Genomic DNA, 13775 nt, shown 5'->3' with positions numbered 1-13775 from the left:
AGAAGCTTATGGAGAAAGCCAAGCTTGCGGATGAGAACCTTCAGATAAACTTCGTCATCCTTGACCTCACACCAAGATGGATGAAGTGCAGGAGAACGAAGAGGCTCGTCTTCCAGTTCCACAGGCTTGGGGATGCGGAGAACAAGACAGCCTGCGGTAAGGAGCTGGAGCACTCCCAGATACTGCCCGACAGGCAGGAGAACCTCGTGATAACTCAGGTAAACATGATGCTGGGTGGTCTCGGACTGCTCGTCTTCTTTGACCTCTGTCCCGACTGCTTTGGAGATGTGAACAGGTGCACGCCCCTGGATGAAGAAGGGAAGAAGTGAGAGGGAAGGTAGTCCTCATAACAGGCTCAAGCATAGGCATAGGGAGGGCTACAGCCTATGAGAGGGTTGCCTCGGGCGATATTAGAGCACCAAGCGGTGGTGACGTTGACGTGTGGGACTTCCTCTGATGTGGTATCATTTTATTAGAATTTCCTTAAATGGAGGTGCGGACATGAGGAAACTGCTCGCCATGATGGTCCTCGCAGGTGGAATGGCTTTCGCCGCAGACGGAGCTGCCATATTCAAGTCAAAGGGATGTGCATCCTGCCACCAGCCCAACGCTGACACGGTCGGTCCTGCCCTGAAGAAGATAGCCAAGGCTTACGCCGAAAAGAAAGACCAGCTCGTTAAGTTTCTCAAGGGTCAGGCTCCAGCTATAGTTGACCCTGCAAAGGCTGCCATAATGAAGGCTCAGCTCACCATGGTAAAGAACCTTCCCGAAGACCAGCTCAACGCCCTCGCTGACTTTATACTCAGCCACAAGTGATAACTCCGGGGGTGCTCCCCCGCCCCCTGCTTACATTTCCACCTATAATATTCCCCCATGATAGACCCATTGGGTGATTTCAAGAGAGATAAGTACTGCGGAGAGGTATCCCTTGAGGACGAAGGTAAGGAGCTGAGGCTCTGTGGCTGGGTTCACAGGGTAAGGAACCACGGCGGGGTCATATTCATTGACCTCAGGGACAGGGAGGGTATAGTCCAGGCGGTAATAGAGGAGAAGACCAGCCCCGATGTCTATGAGAGAGCTGACAGGATAAGACCCGAGTGGGTTGTAGGCATAAGAGGTAAGGTGAGGAGGAGACCTGAAGGGACGGAGAACCCCAGGCTCAAGACAGGCTACGTTGAGGTTCTCGTCAGCGAGCTCAGGGTCTTCAACACCTCAGAAACTCCTCCCTTTCCTGTTGAGGAAGAGACTCAGGTGGGAGAGGAGCTGAAGCTCCGCTACAGGTATATAGACCTGAGAAGGTTCTCCATGAAGGAGAACATCCTTTTCAGGCACAGGCTCTATCAGGCTGTCAGGAACTACCTTGTCAGGGAAGGCTTTGTGGAGATAGAGACCCCTTTTCTGACAAAGTCAACCCCCGAAGGGGCGAGGGACTTCATAGTCCCCTCAAGGCTCCATCCCGGAAAGTTCTACGCCCTGCCCCAGTCTCCCCAGCTCTTCAAGCAGATACTCATGGTGGCCGGCTTTGACAAGTACTTCCAGATAGTCAAGTGCTTCAGGGACGAAGACCTCAGGGCTGACCGACAGCCCGAGTTCACCCAGATAGATTACGAGATGTCCTTCGTTAGGGAAGAGGATGTTATGGATGTGGCGGAGGGTCTAATCGCCCACCTCTTCAGGGAGCTCTTGGGTGTGGAGCTCAAGAGACCCTTTGAGAGGCTCTCTTACTCTGAGGTTATGGAGCGCTACGGGACCGATAAGCCCGACAGGAGGTTCGGTCTTGAGCTTATAGAGCTTACCGACATCTTCAGGAATACAGAGTTCAAGGTCTTCAGGTCTGTTATTGATAAGGGGGGGATAATCAAGGCTATAAACTTCAAGAAGAGCAATCTCTCAAGGAAGGAGATAGATGACCTAACGAAGTTCGTTCAGAAGCTGGGAGCAAAGGGGCTCGCCTGGATAAAGGTTGAGGCTGGAAAGCTTGTGTCTCCGATAGTTAAGTTCTTCTCCCAGGAAGAGACCGACAGCCTCCTGAAGAGGACGGACGCCCAGGAGGGCGATGTTATCTTCTTCTCCGCCGACAGCAAGGAGATGGTGTACAAGGTTCTGGGGGCTCTAAGGCTTGAGCTTGCAAGGAGCTACAACCTCGTGGAGGAGGACGATTGGGACATCCTCTGGGTGGTTGATTTTCCCCTCATGGAGTGGGACGAGGAGGAGGGCAGGTTTGTATCCTTGCACCATCCCTTCACCTCTCCGAGGGAGGAGGATTTAGAGAAGCTCAAGCAGGCTCTCAACACTGAGGACCTTGAGGAAAAGAAAGCCCTCGTTCACTCGGTAAGGGCAAGGGCGTACGACCTCGTCCTGAACGGAGAGGAGATAGGTGGGGGCTCAATACGTATTCACACCACCGACCTTCAGGAGGTGGTCTTCAAGCTACTCAACATAGGAGAGCTGGAGGCTCAGGAGAAGTTCGGCTTCCTCTTGGAGGCTCTGAAGTTTGGGGCACCTCCCCACGGAGGGTTTGCCTTCGGGCTTGACAGGCTCGTTGCTCTGATGAGGGGGCTTGATTCCATAAGGGACGTCATAGCCTTCCCCAAGACCCAGAAGGGGATATGCATGCTGACCTCCGCCCCCGACTACGTCATGCCGAAACAGCTCAAAGAGGTTCATATAAAGGTTGTTGAGTAGGAGAGAGAACCTATAATCAGTGGTATGAAGCTGAAGGAGAAGATAAGCTACGAAGAGCTGAGCAAACTGCCCGAGGGGAACTACGAGGTTATAGACGGGGAGGTGGTGGAGTTGTCTCCTACAGGCTTTGAGCACGGGGAGTATGAACTTGAGCTTGGAACCTTCTTGAGGAAAGCACTGAAGGGAAGGGGCTACGTTGCGGTTGGGGAGGTTGGTATTCTCATCAGCAAGGACCCCCTGAGGATACGCTCGGCGGATGTTGTTTACATAAGCAAGGAGAGGGCTGGAGAAAGACCCAAGGGCATCCTTGAGGTTCCGCCAGAGCTCGTCATTGAGATAGTCTCGCCCTCAAACACCTACACAGAGGTAGAGGAGAAGGTCAGGGACTATCTGAGGACTGGAGTTGACAGGGTCCTCCTCGTAGACCCCAAGCTCAAGCAGTCCACCCTCTTTGAGAAGGGAAAGAGGGAGGCTAAGATATACTCCTTTGAAGAAGAGCTTGAGCTTCTTCCCGGTCTGAGGGTGAAGCTATCGGAAGTCCTATCATGAGGATCGTCTCCGTGATAGGCTCTTCCAACTCAAACAAGGAGGAGTACGAAACCGCTTACTTCGTAGGCAGAGAGCTGGCCAAGAGGGGGATAGCGGTTGTCTGCGGAGGTAGGACGGGTGTTATGGAGGCTGTCTGCAAAGGAGCTAAGGAGGAGGGAGGTCTCACCATAGGAATAATGCCATCCTACGAGGGCAAGGAGGCGAACCCTTACGTTGATATAAAGATAAACACTGGTATGGGCTGGAACAGAAACCCCATAGTAGTAGCCAGCGGTGATATGGTCGTAGCCATAGGGGGGCACTGGGGGACTCTCTCCGAGATAGCCTACGCCCTGATACTAGGCAAGCACGTGGTAGGTTTCAAAACTCATGACATAGAAGGGATTGAAAAAGTGGACAGCCCAGACGAAATTATTGGGAAGGTGGAGGAATTTTATGGGTCAGGATATAGGCTTCCTTGAGGAGATGCTCTTCAGGAGCATGTTTTCTGAGATTGAGGAGAGATACAACGACGTTGTGGACATATACAGGAACGACTACGAGATACTCTCCTTAGCCAAACATCTCAAGGCTGTCACCAACGCAGCCCAGGAGGTAGTGAAGGAGATACCCAACCCCCAGAAGAAGCTAAGCGAGGAGCTCTACACAACCCTCTACGAGGTCCTCAAGGACGTGAGCTCGATCCTCTACGACCTGACCATAGCGGAGGGAGACCAGCTCAGTTACGTTGTTGTCCAAGCTTACAGAAAGCTTGACAGCATAAACTCTCTCTTCCAAAGGCTCGTATGATAATTGAAAACAGAGAAGAAGCCGGAAGGATACTGGCTGAGGCTCTCAGGGAAAAGATCAAGACTGAAGAGAGACCCCTGATACTCGCTATACCGAGGGGTGGGATACCCGTTGCCTACACCCTATCCAAAGAGCTTGGAATCCCCATGAGCATAGTCGTGGTGAGAAAGCTCGGGCTCCCGTGGAACGAGGAGGCTGGCTTCGGTGCCATAGACTCGGACGGGGTCACCTACCTTGACGAGGAGCTCGTCAGCTACGCAAAGCTCAGTGCAGACGACATAAACGAAGTAGCCAAGAGGGAGCTTGAGGAGCTCAGGAACAGAGAGATGAAGTTCCTCCCTGAGGGCTACCCGGACCTCAGGGACAGGACGGTGATAATAGTTGATGACGGGATAGCCACGGGCTACACAGCCATAGCGGCAGCCGGCTTTGCGAAGCGCAGGGGAGCAAGGAAGGTGATAGTAGCGGTACCCGTCTGTCCGGAGGGAAGCGCCAAGAGGTTCAAGGGGTATGCGGATGAGTTTTACTGTCACCACCAGGCTGGGGGAATAAGCTTTGCGGTGGGCATGTTCTACAGAGACTTCCACCAGCTCTCTGATGAAGAGGCTATGAGATACATAGAGGAGGCTAAGAAAAGCGGTCTCTTTGAGCCTTAGAGTTTATATTTATTTCCCATGAAGGTCCTAATGATAGACAACTACGACTCCTTCACCTACAATCTGGTTCAGTATCTCGGGAGCCTTGGCTCTGAGGTCGTGGTGAAGCGGAACGACCAGACGAGCCTGAGTGAGATTGAGGAGCTATCCCCCGACTGCATAGTCATATCACCCGGTCCCTGCACACCCGCGGAGGCTGGAATCTCCGTTGAGGTTATCAGGCACTTTTATAAGAGGACGCCCATACTGGGCGTGTGTTTGGGACACCAATCAATAGGTGTAGCCTTCGGCGGGAGGATAGTGAGGGCAAAGAGGCTGATGCACGGAAAGGTCTCAACCATACACCACACGGGAGAGGGGATATTCAAGGGCATACCCAACCCTTTCAGAGCGGTAAGGTACCACTCCCTCGTCATAGAGAGGGAGAGCTTCCCACAGGAGCTGAAGATAACAGCCTGGTCCGAGGACGATGAGATAATGGGTATCCAGCACAGGGATTTCCCCGTCTACGGGGTTCAGTTTCATCCCGAATCGGTTCTGTCAGAGCACGGGATGGACATCCTGAAGAACTTCCTGGAGCTCGTCCCAGTCAGAGCTTGATAGATTCTATGCTGTATATCTCAAAGACCTCCCTGTGCCTGAGGAGTCCAAGAGCCTCCCTGTAGATTATCAGGTATCCCCTATGCTTGATGGCTTCATCCCTCAGTGCGTAGAACCTCCTCCTCAGTTTGATGGCAAGCCTCATGGACAGGAGGGGCGTCCCCTTCTCCCGCTCAATCCTGCGCTCAAGGTACTTTACAGCCCTCCTTAGCCTCTCCATCTCCTTCATGCACCTTTCTATCTTCGCTCCGTAGCCTCCTCCAACGTTCGCAATCTCCCTCAGAAGCTCATCGTCAAGCTCGGACTTGTCTATCATCAAGAATATAGAATAGTGTAGGGGTACGGTGGTGGAAAGAGGTCTCGTTGTAGAGAGGGAGGCTCAGCTCATAAGGGTCTTCGCGCCCAAGAGGGGGAGATACTTCAGGGGTGTTCCGAGGGGGAAGCTCCTCAAAAGGGCGAGGATATTCGCCGGGGACAGGGTTGAGGGAGAGGTGGTTGAGGGAGAGCTCTTTGCCATAGAGAGGGTTGAGGATAGGAAGAACCTCCTGATAAGACCTCCTATAGCCAACGTTGACAGGGTGATATGCGTTATGACTGTGCGCAAGCCGGACTTTGATAACTTCCTGCTTGATTCCCTCCTCGTGGTTTACGACCACGTCGGCTGTGAGCCGGTGGTTCTTTTCAACAAGGTTGACCTCTTGGATGAAGAGGGGAGGGAGGAGCTGAAAAGGTGGACCCGCATATACGACGATGCGGGTTATGAGGTTGTCCACGTGAGTGCCCGTACGGGCGAGGGGCTTGAGAAGGTCGTTGAGCTCGTTAAGGGTGAGATATGTATCCTCGCAGGACCCTCTGGCGTTGGGAAGAGCTCAATACTGAAGAGGCTCACGGGTGAGGAACTGAGAACAGGGGAGGTGAGTGAGAAGACCGAGAGGGGGAAACATACCACCACAGGGGTCAAGCTTATACCCTTCGGCGATGGCTCCTTCATCGGGGACACGCCGGGTTTCTCAAGGGTTGAGGTTCTCCAGTTTGTGAGGAAGAAGGATGTGAGGAAGTACTTCAGGGAGTTTCTGAGATACGAGTGCAGGTATCCGGACTGCACCCATACGAGGGAGCCGGGGTGCGGTGTTAAGTCCGCCCTCCGTGAGGGAGAGGTAAGCTGTGAGAGGTACAAGAGCTATCTGAAGATGATAAGGGAGTATCTTGAAGAGCTGAAGGAAATCTGCGATTAGATAGATTGGGGGTGAATGATGACGGTGAAGCTCACTTCATTCACATTCAAGAGGCAGAACGTAAGGGACTCCTACGAGGACATAGCCTTCTTCAAGATATGGATTGACAAGTGGGAGGAGGACAGAAAGCCGGTGGACAGGAACAGCCTCTTGCTCCACCTCGTTGCCAACTACTCCCCTGAGGTGGAGGAGAAGCTCTTGGGTAACAGGAGAGGGCTGGTGGACGTGCCCGTTGATATGCTCGTCTCAAGGTCTATGATTGATGTGCTCAACGGGACAAAGTTCATACTAAATCTGACCCTTCCCCGGAAGGCTCTGACAGGCAAGCACATGAGTGCTCTCAAAGAGCTCTTCCCGCACTATCAGGAGAGTGGCTTCCTCTTCTCCCTGCACGAAAAGCTGCTCTCGGCAAACAGGGAAATCTTCAGCGAGTACAGAGAGTTCTTCACCTACCTTTACTGCGAAGAGTCTGTCCCAAAGCTGGAGGGTCTGCTGACTATCGGATGCGGAGAGCTCTTAGCAGGGTGCGACTTCAGCTGTGAAGGGGAGTACGAAGACGTCCTCGTGGTGAACACCCTGAAGCACCTCCAGGCTGCCGTTTCCAAGCTCATAAGCATGATATCCGAGGATGCCTCCGTTGATGCCCTCGCAGACACGATAAAGGGAGACCCAGCCCTCGTCACCAAGCTCCTTCAGTACGTCAACTCCCCCCTCTTTCCCCACAGAAAGGAGATAGAGTCAATAAAGAGTGCCATAAACTACCTAGGGCTTGAGAACCTCAAGAAGTTCCTGATAGCGGTATGGATGTCCCAGTTCTTCGGTCAGGACCCAAGCTTCGTGGAGTTCATAAAGAACATGCTCTTCAACGCCTTCCTCTTGGAGAGCCTTGCTCAGAGACTGAATGGTGTTAGCAGGGACAGGCTCTTCCTCGCCGGCCTCTTCTACAGAATGCCTCCAGCCTTTGGAGTTAGACCGGAGGTCTTCTTCAGTTCAATACAGCTACCCGAGGAGATAACAGAGCTTTACAGAGATGAGAGCTTAAAGCCCTACCTCAGGCTTCTGGACCTCCTTGAGAGTGAGGAGCTTGAAAAGTATGCCGAGAGCCTCGGCATAGGTCAGGAGGAGCTTGAGAAGCTGAAAGAGTATGCCAAGGAGAGCGTTGCAACCTTCATGTCGTGAGGGAGCTTATGGCGTTCTCAATCTGTTCAACGCTTCCAAGGACGATGAGGACATCTCCTGCCTCCAGCTCCATGCTCTTGGGCGGACTGACTATGAACTTCCCTTCCCTCATAACGGCGAGGAGAACTCCAAAGACCTCCTCCTTGAATACCTCGCCTATCTTTCTCCCCAAGGCTGGAGAGCCCTCTCCTATCCTGATAGTTTCAAGGAGATAGGGTGAGTCCTCCGAGAGCAGGACATCGCCTATGAAGCGGGTCAGCTCCGGTTTTATCACGGAGATGGCTACAGACCTACCGCTCACAATCTCGGGAACGTAGGTCAGGTTTGCCCCCGCCTTCTTGAGCTTCTCTTCGTTTTTAGGGTCAATAACCCTGCAGGATATGAAGAGGTCAGGATTTATGCTCTTTGCTGTTACGACTATGAACATGTTCTCGCTATCGGAGGATGTGTTAACGAGAAGCCTCCTTGCCCTCTCTATACCCGCCAGCCTCAGGAGCTCTTCTTCTTTCGCATCGCCCTCAATGACTGGCACCCCGTGAAATTCCTCCCTGAACCTCCTTATCCTCTCTTGGTCCGTCTCTATCACGACAACCCTCTCCCCGAGGTTCTTGAGAGCCTCAGTGATGGCAAAGCCTGTCCTTCCAAGTCCTACCACTATCGTGTGGTTCTTCATGTCCTCAAGCATCTTGATTAACCTCCTGTACCTGAGTATCTCAAGCAGCTTCCCCTCCGCTATCAGATAGGAAAGCTGGGAGACAACGTAAACGAAGAAACCCGTTTGAAATGCAATAATTCCCATGAGGTAAGCCCTACCCACATCGCTCACCTCGTTTATCTCTGCAAATCCCACCGTTGAAACGGTTATCACTATCTGGTAGAGGGCATCAAAGTAGCTCCAGTCCTCAAGCCATGCGAATATAAGACTGGACAGGAGAAGGACTCCGACATAGAAGGAAAGGAGCTTCCATACCTTTTTGACAAACCCTTTGCTTTCTTCGTACATATCCTATCTTTAGTATATCGGTATGGAGTGCTGTCCCTTCTGTGGTCATCTCTTGGAGATAATAGAGTGCTGTGGCGGGGGAATATGGAGGTGTGACAACTGTGGGGAGTACTTCTACTACGGGGAGCTCATAGAGAAAACTCATCCTTCGGAGAGCGAAGGAGCATCTCCCGAAGAACGGAGTCAAGACTCTCCCGAAGGGTAACGACCCTGTAAACCGCATCGGTTATCGGTGCGTATATGTTCTCCTTACGGGTGAGCCTTGCGAGGGCTTCTGCCGTCTTGACCCCCTCAACCACCTGAGCTATCTTCTTGAGAGCCTCCTCAGGGCTGTAACCTTTCCCCAGAAGGAGACCGAAGGTCCTGTTCCTTGAGAGGTCGGAGGTTGCCGTAAGGATCAGGTCTCCAGCACCCGACAGACCGAAGAAGGTCTCCTTCCTCGCGCCGAGCCTCACCCCTATCCGGGTCATCTCTACGAGACCCCTCGTTATAAGGGCAGCTCTGGCGTTGTAACCGAATCCGAGCCCGTCGGATATACCGCAGGCGATGGCTATCACGTTCTTGAGGGCTCCTCCGAGCTCAACACCTACGAGGTCATCGTTCAGATAAACCCTGAAGCTCTCACAGTTGAAGCTCCTCTGGTATTTCTGAGCGAGCTCCCTGTTCCTCTCGTAAGCAAGGACCACAGCCGTTGGGAGACCCTTAGACACCTCCTCAGCAAAGGATGGACCAGAGAGGGCGAAGACCTCCACCTCAGGCTCAATCTCCTTGAGAACCTCGCTCACCCTCTTGAGACTTCTGAGCTCAATCCCTTTGGAGGCGTTTATAACCCTCTTTCCCTTTAGCCCTATTGAAGAGAAGACGGAGCGGACGACCTGTGTGGGGAGGGCGCAGATTAGGTTATCGTAGTCCTCCACCTCTCCAAGTCTAACCGTAGCCCTTATACTGCCCACGAGCCTGATGCCCTCAAGGTAGGGATGAAGACCTCTGTTTATGGCGGAGACAACCTCCTCGTTCCTGTCGTATATGAGAACCTCCTCACCCTTCTTGGACAGGAGTGAGCCTAAGGCTGTACCCCATCTTCCCCCGCCGAGGATAGCAAACCTCATACCTTCAGGATTATACTATTGGGAAAAGATGTTGAAAAGTGCGATGGAAGAGCTCCTCTACTGGGTGATATCAGCACTTATAAACCTCCTGCTCCTTTCCTTTCTGAGCACAGTCTTTATAGTCAAGGTTCGGGAGGTCCCCGAGATATACCCCCTCAGGGTTGAGATAAAGGAACTCGTTGTAAAGAAGCCCAAAAAGAAACGCTCAATCGTCAAGGCAAAGTCGGTGGCAAAGAAAACCGTAGGGCGGGTAACCAGGGGCTCCGCAAGGAAGAGGAGGGTGGGAGCTACGGTAACTAAAGCTCACGAGAAGGGGGATGTGAAGGTTCCCGTTCAGAAGGAAGAGGACGTCTCGGTCCTGGCGGAGCTCCAGAAGAAGATAGAGAGCAGGCTGAAGAAGAAGGAGGAGAGAAAGAAGGAGGTAGGGATATTATCGGCGGTGCTGACGAAGGGAGAGTTAAAGATAAAGGGAGGGACGAGGGATATAGTTTACACACCTCCGGTCCCAGAGCTGATAGCCTCCGAGTTTCCCGGCGCGGTGAGGGTGAGGATATGGGTCTCCCCCGACGGGAGGGTCGTCAAAGCCATCCTCCTCCAGAGGAGCGGAAATGTTAATATAGATAGTACTTTGCTCTCCTATGTGAGGGGTATAAGGTTTGAGAAGGTAAGGGACGAGGAAGTGCAGGTGGGAGAGATAACCTTCAGGTTCCAAGGAGGTTGAGCCTATGGGCATTGGAAAGATGGTAAGGCTTGAGAGGATAGTAAATAGAACTACCAAGAGAACGATAATAGTCCCGATGGACCACGGGGTCAGCTCGGGTCCCATAGAGGGGATAAAGGATATAAAGCTCGCCGTTGACAGAGTCGCGGAGGGTGGTGCTAACGCTGTAGTCCTCCACAAGGGGATGGTAAGGGCGGGACACAGGGGAGGAGGCAGAGATATAGGGCTCATAGTCCACCTTTCAGCCTCAACGGACCTCTCTCCCTCAAAGAACGATAAGGTCCTTGTCTGCACGGTTGAGGAAGCCATAAGGCTCGGGGCGGATGCGGTTTCCATACACGTCAACATAGGTGCTGATATGGAGAGGGAGATGCTCAGAGACTTCGGGCTCATCTCAAGAGCCTGTGAGGAGTGGCAGATGCCACTTCTGGCGATGGTTTACGGAAGGGGTCCGAAGATAGAGAATCAGTACGACCCCAAGGTAGTAGCCCACTGTGCGAGGATAGGCGCTGAGCTTGGGGCTGACATAGTCAAGGTTCCCTACACGGGAGACCCCGAGAGCTTCAAGCTCGCCACGGAGGGTTCTCCGATTCCTGTTGTGATAGCGGGCGGACCCAAGATGAAGTCTGAAAAGGACGTGCTTGAGATGGTTTACGGCGCCGTTAAAGCCGGAGCCTCCGGGCTCTCCATAGGAAGGAATATCTTTCAGGCGAAGGACCCGGCTCTTATGGTCAGGGCTATGGCAAAGATAGTCCACGAGGGCGGCAGCGTGGAGGAGGCTCTCCAGATACTCGGACAGTCTTGATTCTTTCATAAAAATCCACCGGGAGGTATTAAATGGGACTTCTTTCAGGGAAGAAGGCGCTTATAACGGGAATAGCCAACGAGAGAAGCATCGCTTACGGTATAGCCAAGTCCTTCCACAGGGAGGGAGCCCAGCTCGCCTTCACCTACGCCAACGACAAGCTGAAGAAGAGGGTTGAGGAGATAGCGAAGGAGTTTGGGAGCGAGCTGACCTTCAAGTGCGATGTCTCCCTTGACGAAGACATCATCAAGCTCAGGGATTTCATCAGGGAGAGCTGGGGAGGTCTGGACATACTGGTCCACTCCATAGCCTACGCACCCAAGGAGGAGTTCAAGGGCGGTGTTATAGATACCTCCAGGGAAGGCTTCAAGATAGCGATGGACATATCCGTTTACTCGCTCATAGCCATGACGAGAGAGCTTCTCCCCCTCATGGAGGGAAGGAACGGCGCCATAGTGACCCTCTCTTACTACGGTGCGGAGAAGGTAGTCCCCCACTACAACGTCATGGGAGTCGCCAAGGCTGCCCTTGAGAGCACGGTGAGGTATCTCGCCTACGATATAGCGATGAAGGGTCACAGGATAAACGCCATATCCGCGGGACCCGTCAAGACCCTCGCAGCTTACAGCATAACAGGCTTCCACCTTCTTATGGAGCACACCACAAAGGTGAACCCCTTCGGCAGGGCTATAACCATAGAGGACGTGGGTGATACAGCCCTTTTCCTCTGCAGTGACTGGTCAAGGGGGATAACGGGTGAGGTGGTTCACGTGGACAACGGCTACCACATAATGGGGGTCTTCGGAAGGGAAGAGGAGATAAAGGAAGAGGTCCTGAAGAAGTGAGCCTCAAGCCAACCAACGTTCCCCTGACCGCTAAGGAGCATGATTGCGTAAGGTGCGGAGTATGCGCCGGGTGCGGGTGTGCCTGCGGCTACATAGCTTATCTCAAAGGGGATAAGCTAACGGACCTCTACGGACATCCCCACGACCCCAACGGTGTAGGGAGCTTCTGCACCAAGGGGATAACCCTGATTCAGGAAGCGACAAAGAGCCCCCTGAGGGTGAAGGAGCCCCTCCTGAGAGAGGGAGACAGGTTTTTAAGCATAAACGCCGAAGGCGTCCTTGATTGGATAAAAAATAGGAAGGGAAAGCCTCTCCTCTTCCTTGACCGCTATACGGACCTGATGGACCTCTCCTCAGCTTACAGGCTAACTGATAGGGTTTACTCCGACTCCCTCTACCTTCCCTTCAGGGTTACAACCTTAAGACCTCAGGAGTGGAGGGAGCAGAGGGTGATCTTAGCTCTTGAATGTGAGACCGTCTTCTCGGAGGTCATGGCAACCCGCTGGCTCGTTGACGCCTTTGAGAGGTCAGCCTACATAGTTGCTGTCTCCTCCAGGTACGGCACTACCTCCACCAAGGCGAGTAGAAGGCTCCTCCTCAAGCCTCCCCTTATTGTCAAGTTCCTTGAGGAAATAGCCCGCTCCTTAGAAGGGGAGAGCGTTGATAGTCCCTATGGGGAAGAGGTTCACAGGCTTGCCCGCTCCTTCTCCATCATAGAGAACTCCCTGATACTCATAGGTGAGACCCTGCTCAGAAGTCCCTGGAGAGAGGGTGTCCTAAGCTCCCTCCAGAGGATAAGGCGAAAGACAAGGGTGAACTACAGTATAGTAGGGAACCTATCACCCCTTCCCACCAAGGAGCTCGGAGATTTCCTTGAGGACTTCAGGGAGGCTGACTGGCTCCTCCTCACAGGAAACCCGGCGATGTACATGGGTGACAGGGAGCTTGAGGTTCTCAAGCATAAGCCCGTCCTAAGTCTATCCATCTTCCCCAACCTTACCGCCAACAGCTCCCAGCTCGTAGTCCCCGTAAAGCTCTTTCCCGAAAGGGAGCTCTTTTACTTCAGAAACGGCTTTGGCTTTGTAGCCCACTCCCCCGCCGTTCTCACCCCGCCACCGGGGTCCTTCTCACTTCACGAGCTCCTCAACAGCGCCCTTGGAGTTGGCTGGGATGAGGGATCCCTTCTGAGGGAGCTCGGGCTTAAGGCTGAGGATGTAAAGGAGGCTGAGGGTGGGGCGGACATAGATATGCCCTACATTGAGGAGCTGGAAAGCTACAGCGAAGAGGCTCCAGAAGAGGAGGGCGTGTTCCTTGTCTGTGACAGCACCCTCGTTGACGAGCTCGGGCACTGGAACCCCTGGACCCACGATATTGAGAGGGAGCAGTTCGCTTACATGAACGAGAGGACGAGGGAAAAGCTCGGTGTTGAAGAAGTCATAGAGATAGGGGGAGCGAAGCTGAAGGTTAAGCTGAGCTCAAACATAGCGGACGACGTTGTCTTTGTCCCCTCCTCCTATGAGGAGAGCCAGCCCTTTGACCCGGGTGTAAGGGTTGGGAGGCTCATGAAGAAGCCTCACCTGAGGATAGAGAGGTTTCTGT

General features: G+C 53.2%; 18 protein-coding genes. 15 read left to right on the top strand and 3 right to left on the bottom strand.

All coding sequences use genetic code 11. The features are described from left to right. The 9 genes from AC1HCM_RS07750 to AC1HCM_RS07710 form a co-directional block, all read left to right on the top strand. Positions 1–329 (top strand): hypothetical protein (locus AC1HCM_RS07750; protein WP_479461197.1); only part of this gene is annotated, 329 nt, incomplete at its 5' end. Then, entirely contained in the window at positions 326–457 is a 132-nt protein-coding gene (locus tag AC1HCM_RS07745; RefSeq protein WP_479461196.1) for a hypothetical protein, read from the top strand. The genes AC1HCM_RS07750 and AC1HCM_RS07745, both read left to right, overlap by 4 nt. A 44-nt stretch (positions 458–501) precedes the next feature. After that, the gene (locus tag AC1HCM_RS07740) at positions 502–816 is read left to right on the top strand and encodes a c-type cytochrome (protein WP_479461195.1); all 315 of its coding nucleotides are present in this window, start codon (positions 502–504) and stop codon (positions 814–816) included. A 57-nt stretch (positions 817–873) separates the two neighbouring features. Continuing rightward, on the top strand, positions 874–2685 hold the full coding sequence (aspS, locus tag AC1HCM_RS07735) for an aspartate--tRNA ligase (RefSeq protein ID WP_479461194.1): 1812 nt from the start codon (positions 874–876) through the stop codon (positions 2683–2685). Between the two features lie 24 nt (positions 2686–2709). Further along, positions 2710–3234: a Uma2 family endonuclease gene (locus AC1HCM_RS07730; protein WP_479461193.1), complete on the top strand. Its 525-nt coding sequence runs from the start codon at positions 2710–2712 to the stop codon at positions 3232–3234. Continuing rightward, the gene (locus AC1HCM_RS07725; protein WP_479461192.1) at positions 3231–3695 is read left to right on the top strand and encodes a TIGR00725 family protein; all 465 of its coding nucleotides are present in this window, start codon (positions 3231–3233) and stop codon (positions 3693–3695) included. Before AC1HCM_RS07730 ends, AC1HCM_RS07725 begins: the two co-directional genes overlap by 4 nt. Next, positions 3670–4023, top strand: a complete 354-nt coding sequence (locus tag AC1HCM_RS07720) for a hypothetical protein (RefSeq protein WP_479461191.1) — start codon at positions 3670–3672, stop codon at positions 4021–4023. Before AC1HCM_RS07725 ends, AC1HCM_RS07720 begins: the two co-directional genes overlap by 26 nt. Then, a complete protein-coding gene (locus AC1HCM_RS07715; protein ID WP_479461190.1) occupies positions 4020–4679 on the top strand; it encodes a phosphoribosyltransferase in 660 nt (219 codons plus the stop codon). Before AC1HCM_RS07720 ends, AC1HCM_RS07715 begins: the two co-directional genes overlap by 4 nt. Before the next feature lie 18 nt (positions 4680–4697). Next, the gene (locus AC1HCM_RS07710; protein ID WP_479461189.1) at positions 4698–5279 is read left to right on the top strand and encodes an anthranilate synthase component II; all 582 of its coding nucleotides are present in this window, start codon (positions 4698–4700) and stop codon (positions 5277–5279) included. On the opposite strand, the gene AC1HCM_RS07705 is transcribed toward AC1HCM_RS07710, so the two are convergent. Then, positions 5269–5595, bottom strand: coding sequence for a hypothetical protein (locus tag AC1HCM_RS07705; protein ID WP_479461188.1), 327 nt, complete (start codon positions 5593–5595; stop codon positions 5269–5271). The genes AC1HCM_RS07710 and AC1HCM_RS07705 overlap by 11 nt on opposite strands. Before the next feature lie 31 nt (positions 5596–5626). Here AC1HCM_RS07705 and rsgA point away from each other — a divergent pair, with 31 nt between their 5' ends. Together rsgA and AC1HCM_RS07695 are read left to right on the top strand one after the other, a co-directional pair. Further along, the gene (gene rsgA / locus AC1HCM_RS07700; protein ID WP_479461187.1) at positions 5627–6514 is read left to right on the top strand and encodes a ribosome small subunit-dependent GTPase A; all 888 of its coding nucleotides are present in this window, start codon (positions 5627–5629) and stop codon (positions 6512–6514) included. 24 nt (positions 6515–6538) lie between these two features. Next, a complete protein-coding gene (locus AC1HCM_RS07695; protein WP_479461186.1) occupies positions 6539–7693 on the top strand; it encodes an HDOD domain-containing protein in 1155 nt (384 codons plus the stop codon). Here the strand turns inward: AC1HCM_RS07695 and AC1HCM_RS07690 are convergent. Next, positions 7683–8696 (bottom strand): potassium channel family protein, encoded by a 1014-nt coding sequence (locus AC1HCM_RS07690; RefSeq protein ID WP_479461185.1) that lies wholly within the window; start codon positions 8694–8696, stop codon positions 7683–7685. The two genes, AC1HCM_RS07695 and AC1HCM_RS07690, sit on opposite strands and share 11 nt — an antisense overlap. A 128-nt stretch (positions 8697–8824) precedes the next feature. Next, complete coding sequence (locus tag AC1HCM_RS07685) at positions 8825–9805, bottom strand: NAD(P)H-dependent glycerol-3-phosphate dehydrogenase (protein WP_479461184.1); 981 nt, start codon at positions 9803–9805, stop codon at positions 8825–8827. 43 nt (positions 9806–9848) lie between these two features. Between AC1HCM_RS07685 and AC1HCM_RS07680 the strand changes: the two genes are divergently transcribed. The 4 genes from AC1HCM_RS07680 to AC1HCM_RS07665 all read left to right on the top strand — a co-directional run. Further along, positions 9849–10526 carry an energy transducer TonB family protein gene (locus AC1HCM_RS07680; protein WP_479461183.1) on the top strand — a complete coding sequence of 226 codons (678 nt, stop codon included), beginning with the start codon at positions 9849–9851 and terminating at the stop codon, positions 10524–10526. A 4-nt stretch (positions 10527–10530) separates the two neighbouring features. After that, complete coding sequence (locus tag AC1HCM_RS07675; RefSeq protein WP_479461182.1) at positions 10531–11331, top strand: 2-amino-3,7-dideoxy-D-threo-hept-6-ulosonate synthase; 801 nt, start codon at positions 10531–10533, stop codon at positions 11329–11331. Between the two features lie 32 nt (positions 11332–11363). After that, complete coding sequence (locus AC1HCM_RS07670) at positions 11364–12176, top strand: enoyl-ACP reductase FabI (RefSeq protein WP_479461181.1); 813 nt, start codon at positions 11364–11366, stop codon at positions 12174–12176. After that, positions 12173–13775 (top strand): hypothetical protein (locus tag AC1HCM_RS07665; protein ID WP_479461180.1); only part of this gene is annotated, 1603 nt, incomplete at its 3' end. The genes AC1HCM_RS07670 and AC1HCM_RS07665, both read left to right, overlap by 4 nt.

Source organism: Hydrogenivirga sp. (genome assembly GCF_056450045.1).
The sequence above is the reverse complement of the archived record's forward strand: the minus strand, read 5'-3'. Positions and strand labels throughout refer to the sequence as shown.

Coding starts and splice junctions, on each gene's coding strand:
- AC1HCM_RS07670 (WP_479461181.1), top strand. CDS start 11,364: ATGGGACTTCTTTCAGGGAAGAAGGCGCTTATAACGGGAATAGCCAAC.
- aspS (WP_479461194.1), top strand. CDS start 874: ATGATAGACCCATTGGGTGATTTCAAGAGAGATAAGTACTGCGGAGAG.
- AC1HCM_RS07740 (WP_479461195.1), top strand. CDS start 502: ATGAGGAAACTGCTCGCCATGATGGTCCTCGCAGGTGGAATGGCTTTC.
- AC1HCM_RS07690 (WP_479461185.1), bottom strand. CDS start 8,696: ATGTACGAAGAAAGCAAAGGGTTTGTCAAAAAGGTATGGAAGCTCCTT.
- AC1HCM_RS07725 (WP_479461192.1), top strand. CDS start 3,231: ATGAGGATCGTCTCCGTGATAGGCTCTTCCAACTCAAACAAGGAGGAG.
- AC1HCM_RS07675 (WP_479461182.1), top strand. CDS start 10,531: ATGGGCATTGGAAAGATGGTAAGGCTTGAGAGGATAGTAAATAGAACT.
- AC1HCM_RS07685 (WP_479461184.1), bottom strand. CDS start 9,805: ATGAGGTTTGCTATCCTCGGCGGGGGAAGATGGGGTACAGCCTTAGGC.
- AC1HCM_RS07730 (WP_479461193.1), top strand. CDS start 2,710: ATGAAGCTGAAGGAGAAGATAAGCTACGAAGAGCTGAGCAAACTGCCC.
- AC1HCM_RS07720 (WP_479461191.1), top strand. CDS start 3,670: ATGGGTCAGGATATAGGCTTCCTTGAGGAGATGCTCTTCAGGAGCATG.
- AC1HCM_RS07680 (WP_479461183.1), top strand. CDS start 9,849: ATGGAAGAGCTCCTCTACTGGGTGATATCAGCACTTATAAACCTCCTG.
- AC1HCM_RS07705 (WP_479461188.1), bottom strand. CDS start 5,595: ATGATAGACAAGTCCGAGCTTGACGATGAGCTTCTGAGGGAGATTGCG.
- AC1HCM_RS07715 (WP_479461190.1), top strand. CDS start 4,020: ATGATAATTGAAAACAGAGAAGAAGCCGGAAGGATACTGGCTGAGGCT.
- AC1HCM_RS07710 (WP_479461189.1), top strand. CDS start 4,698: ATGAAGGTCCTAATGATAGACAACTACGACTCCTTCACCTACAATCTG.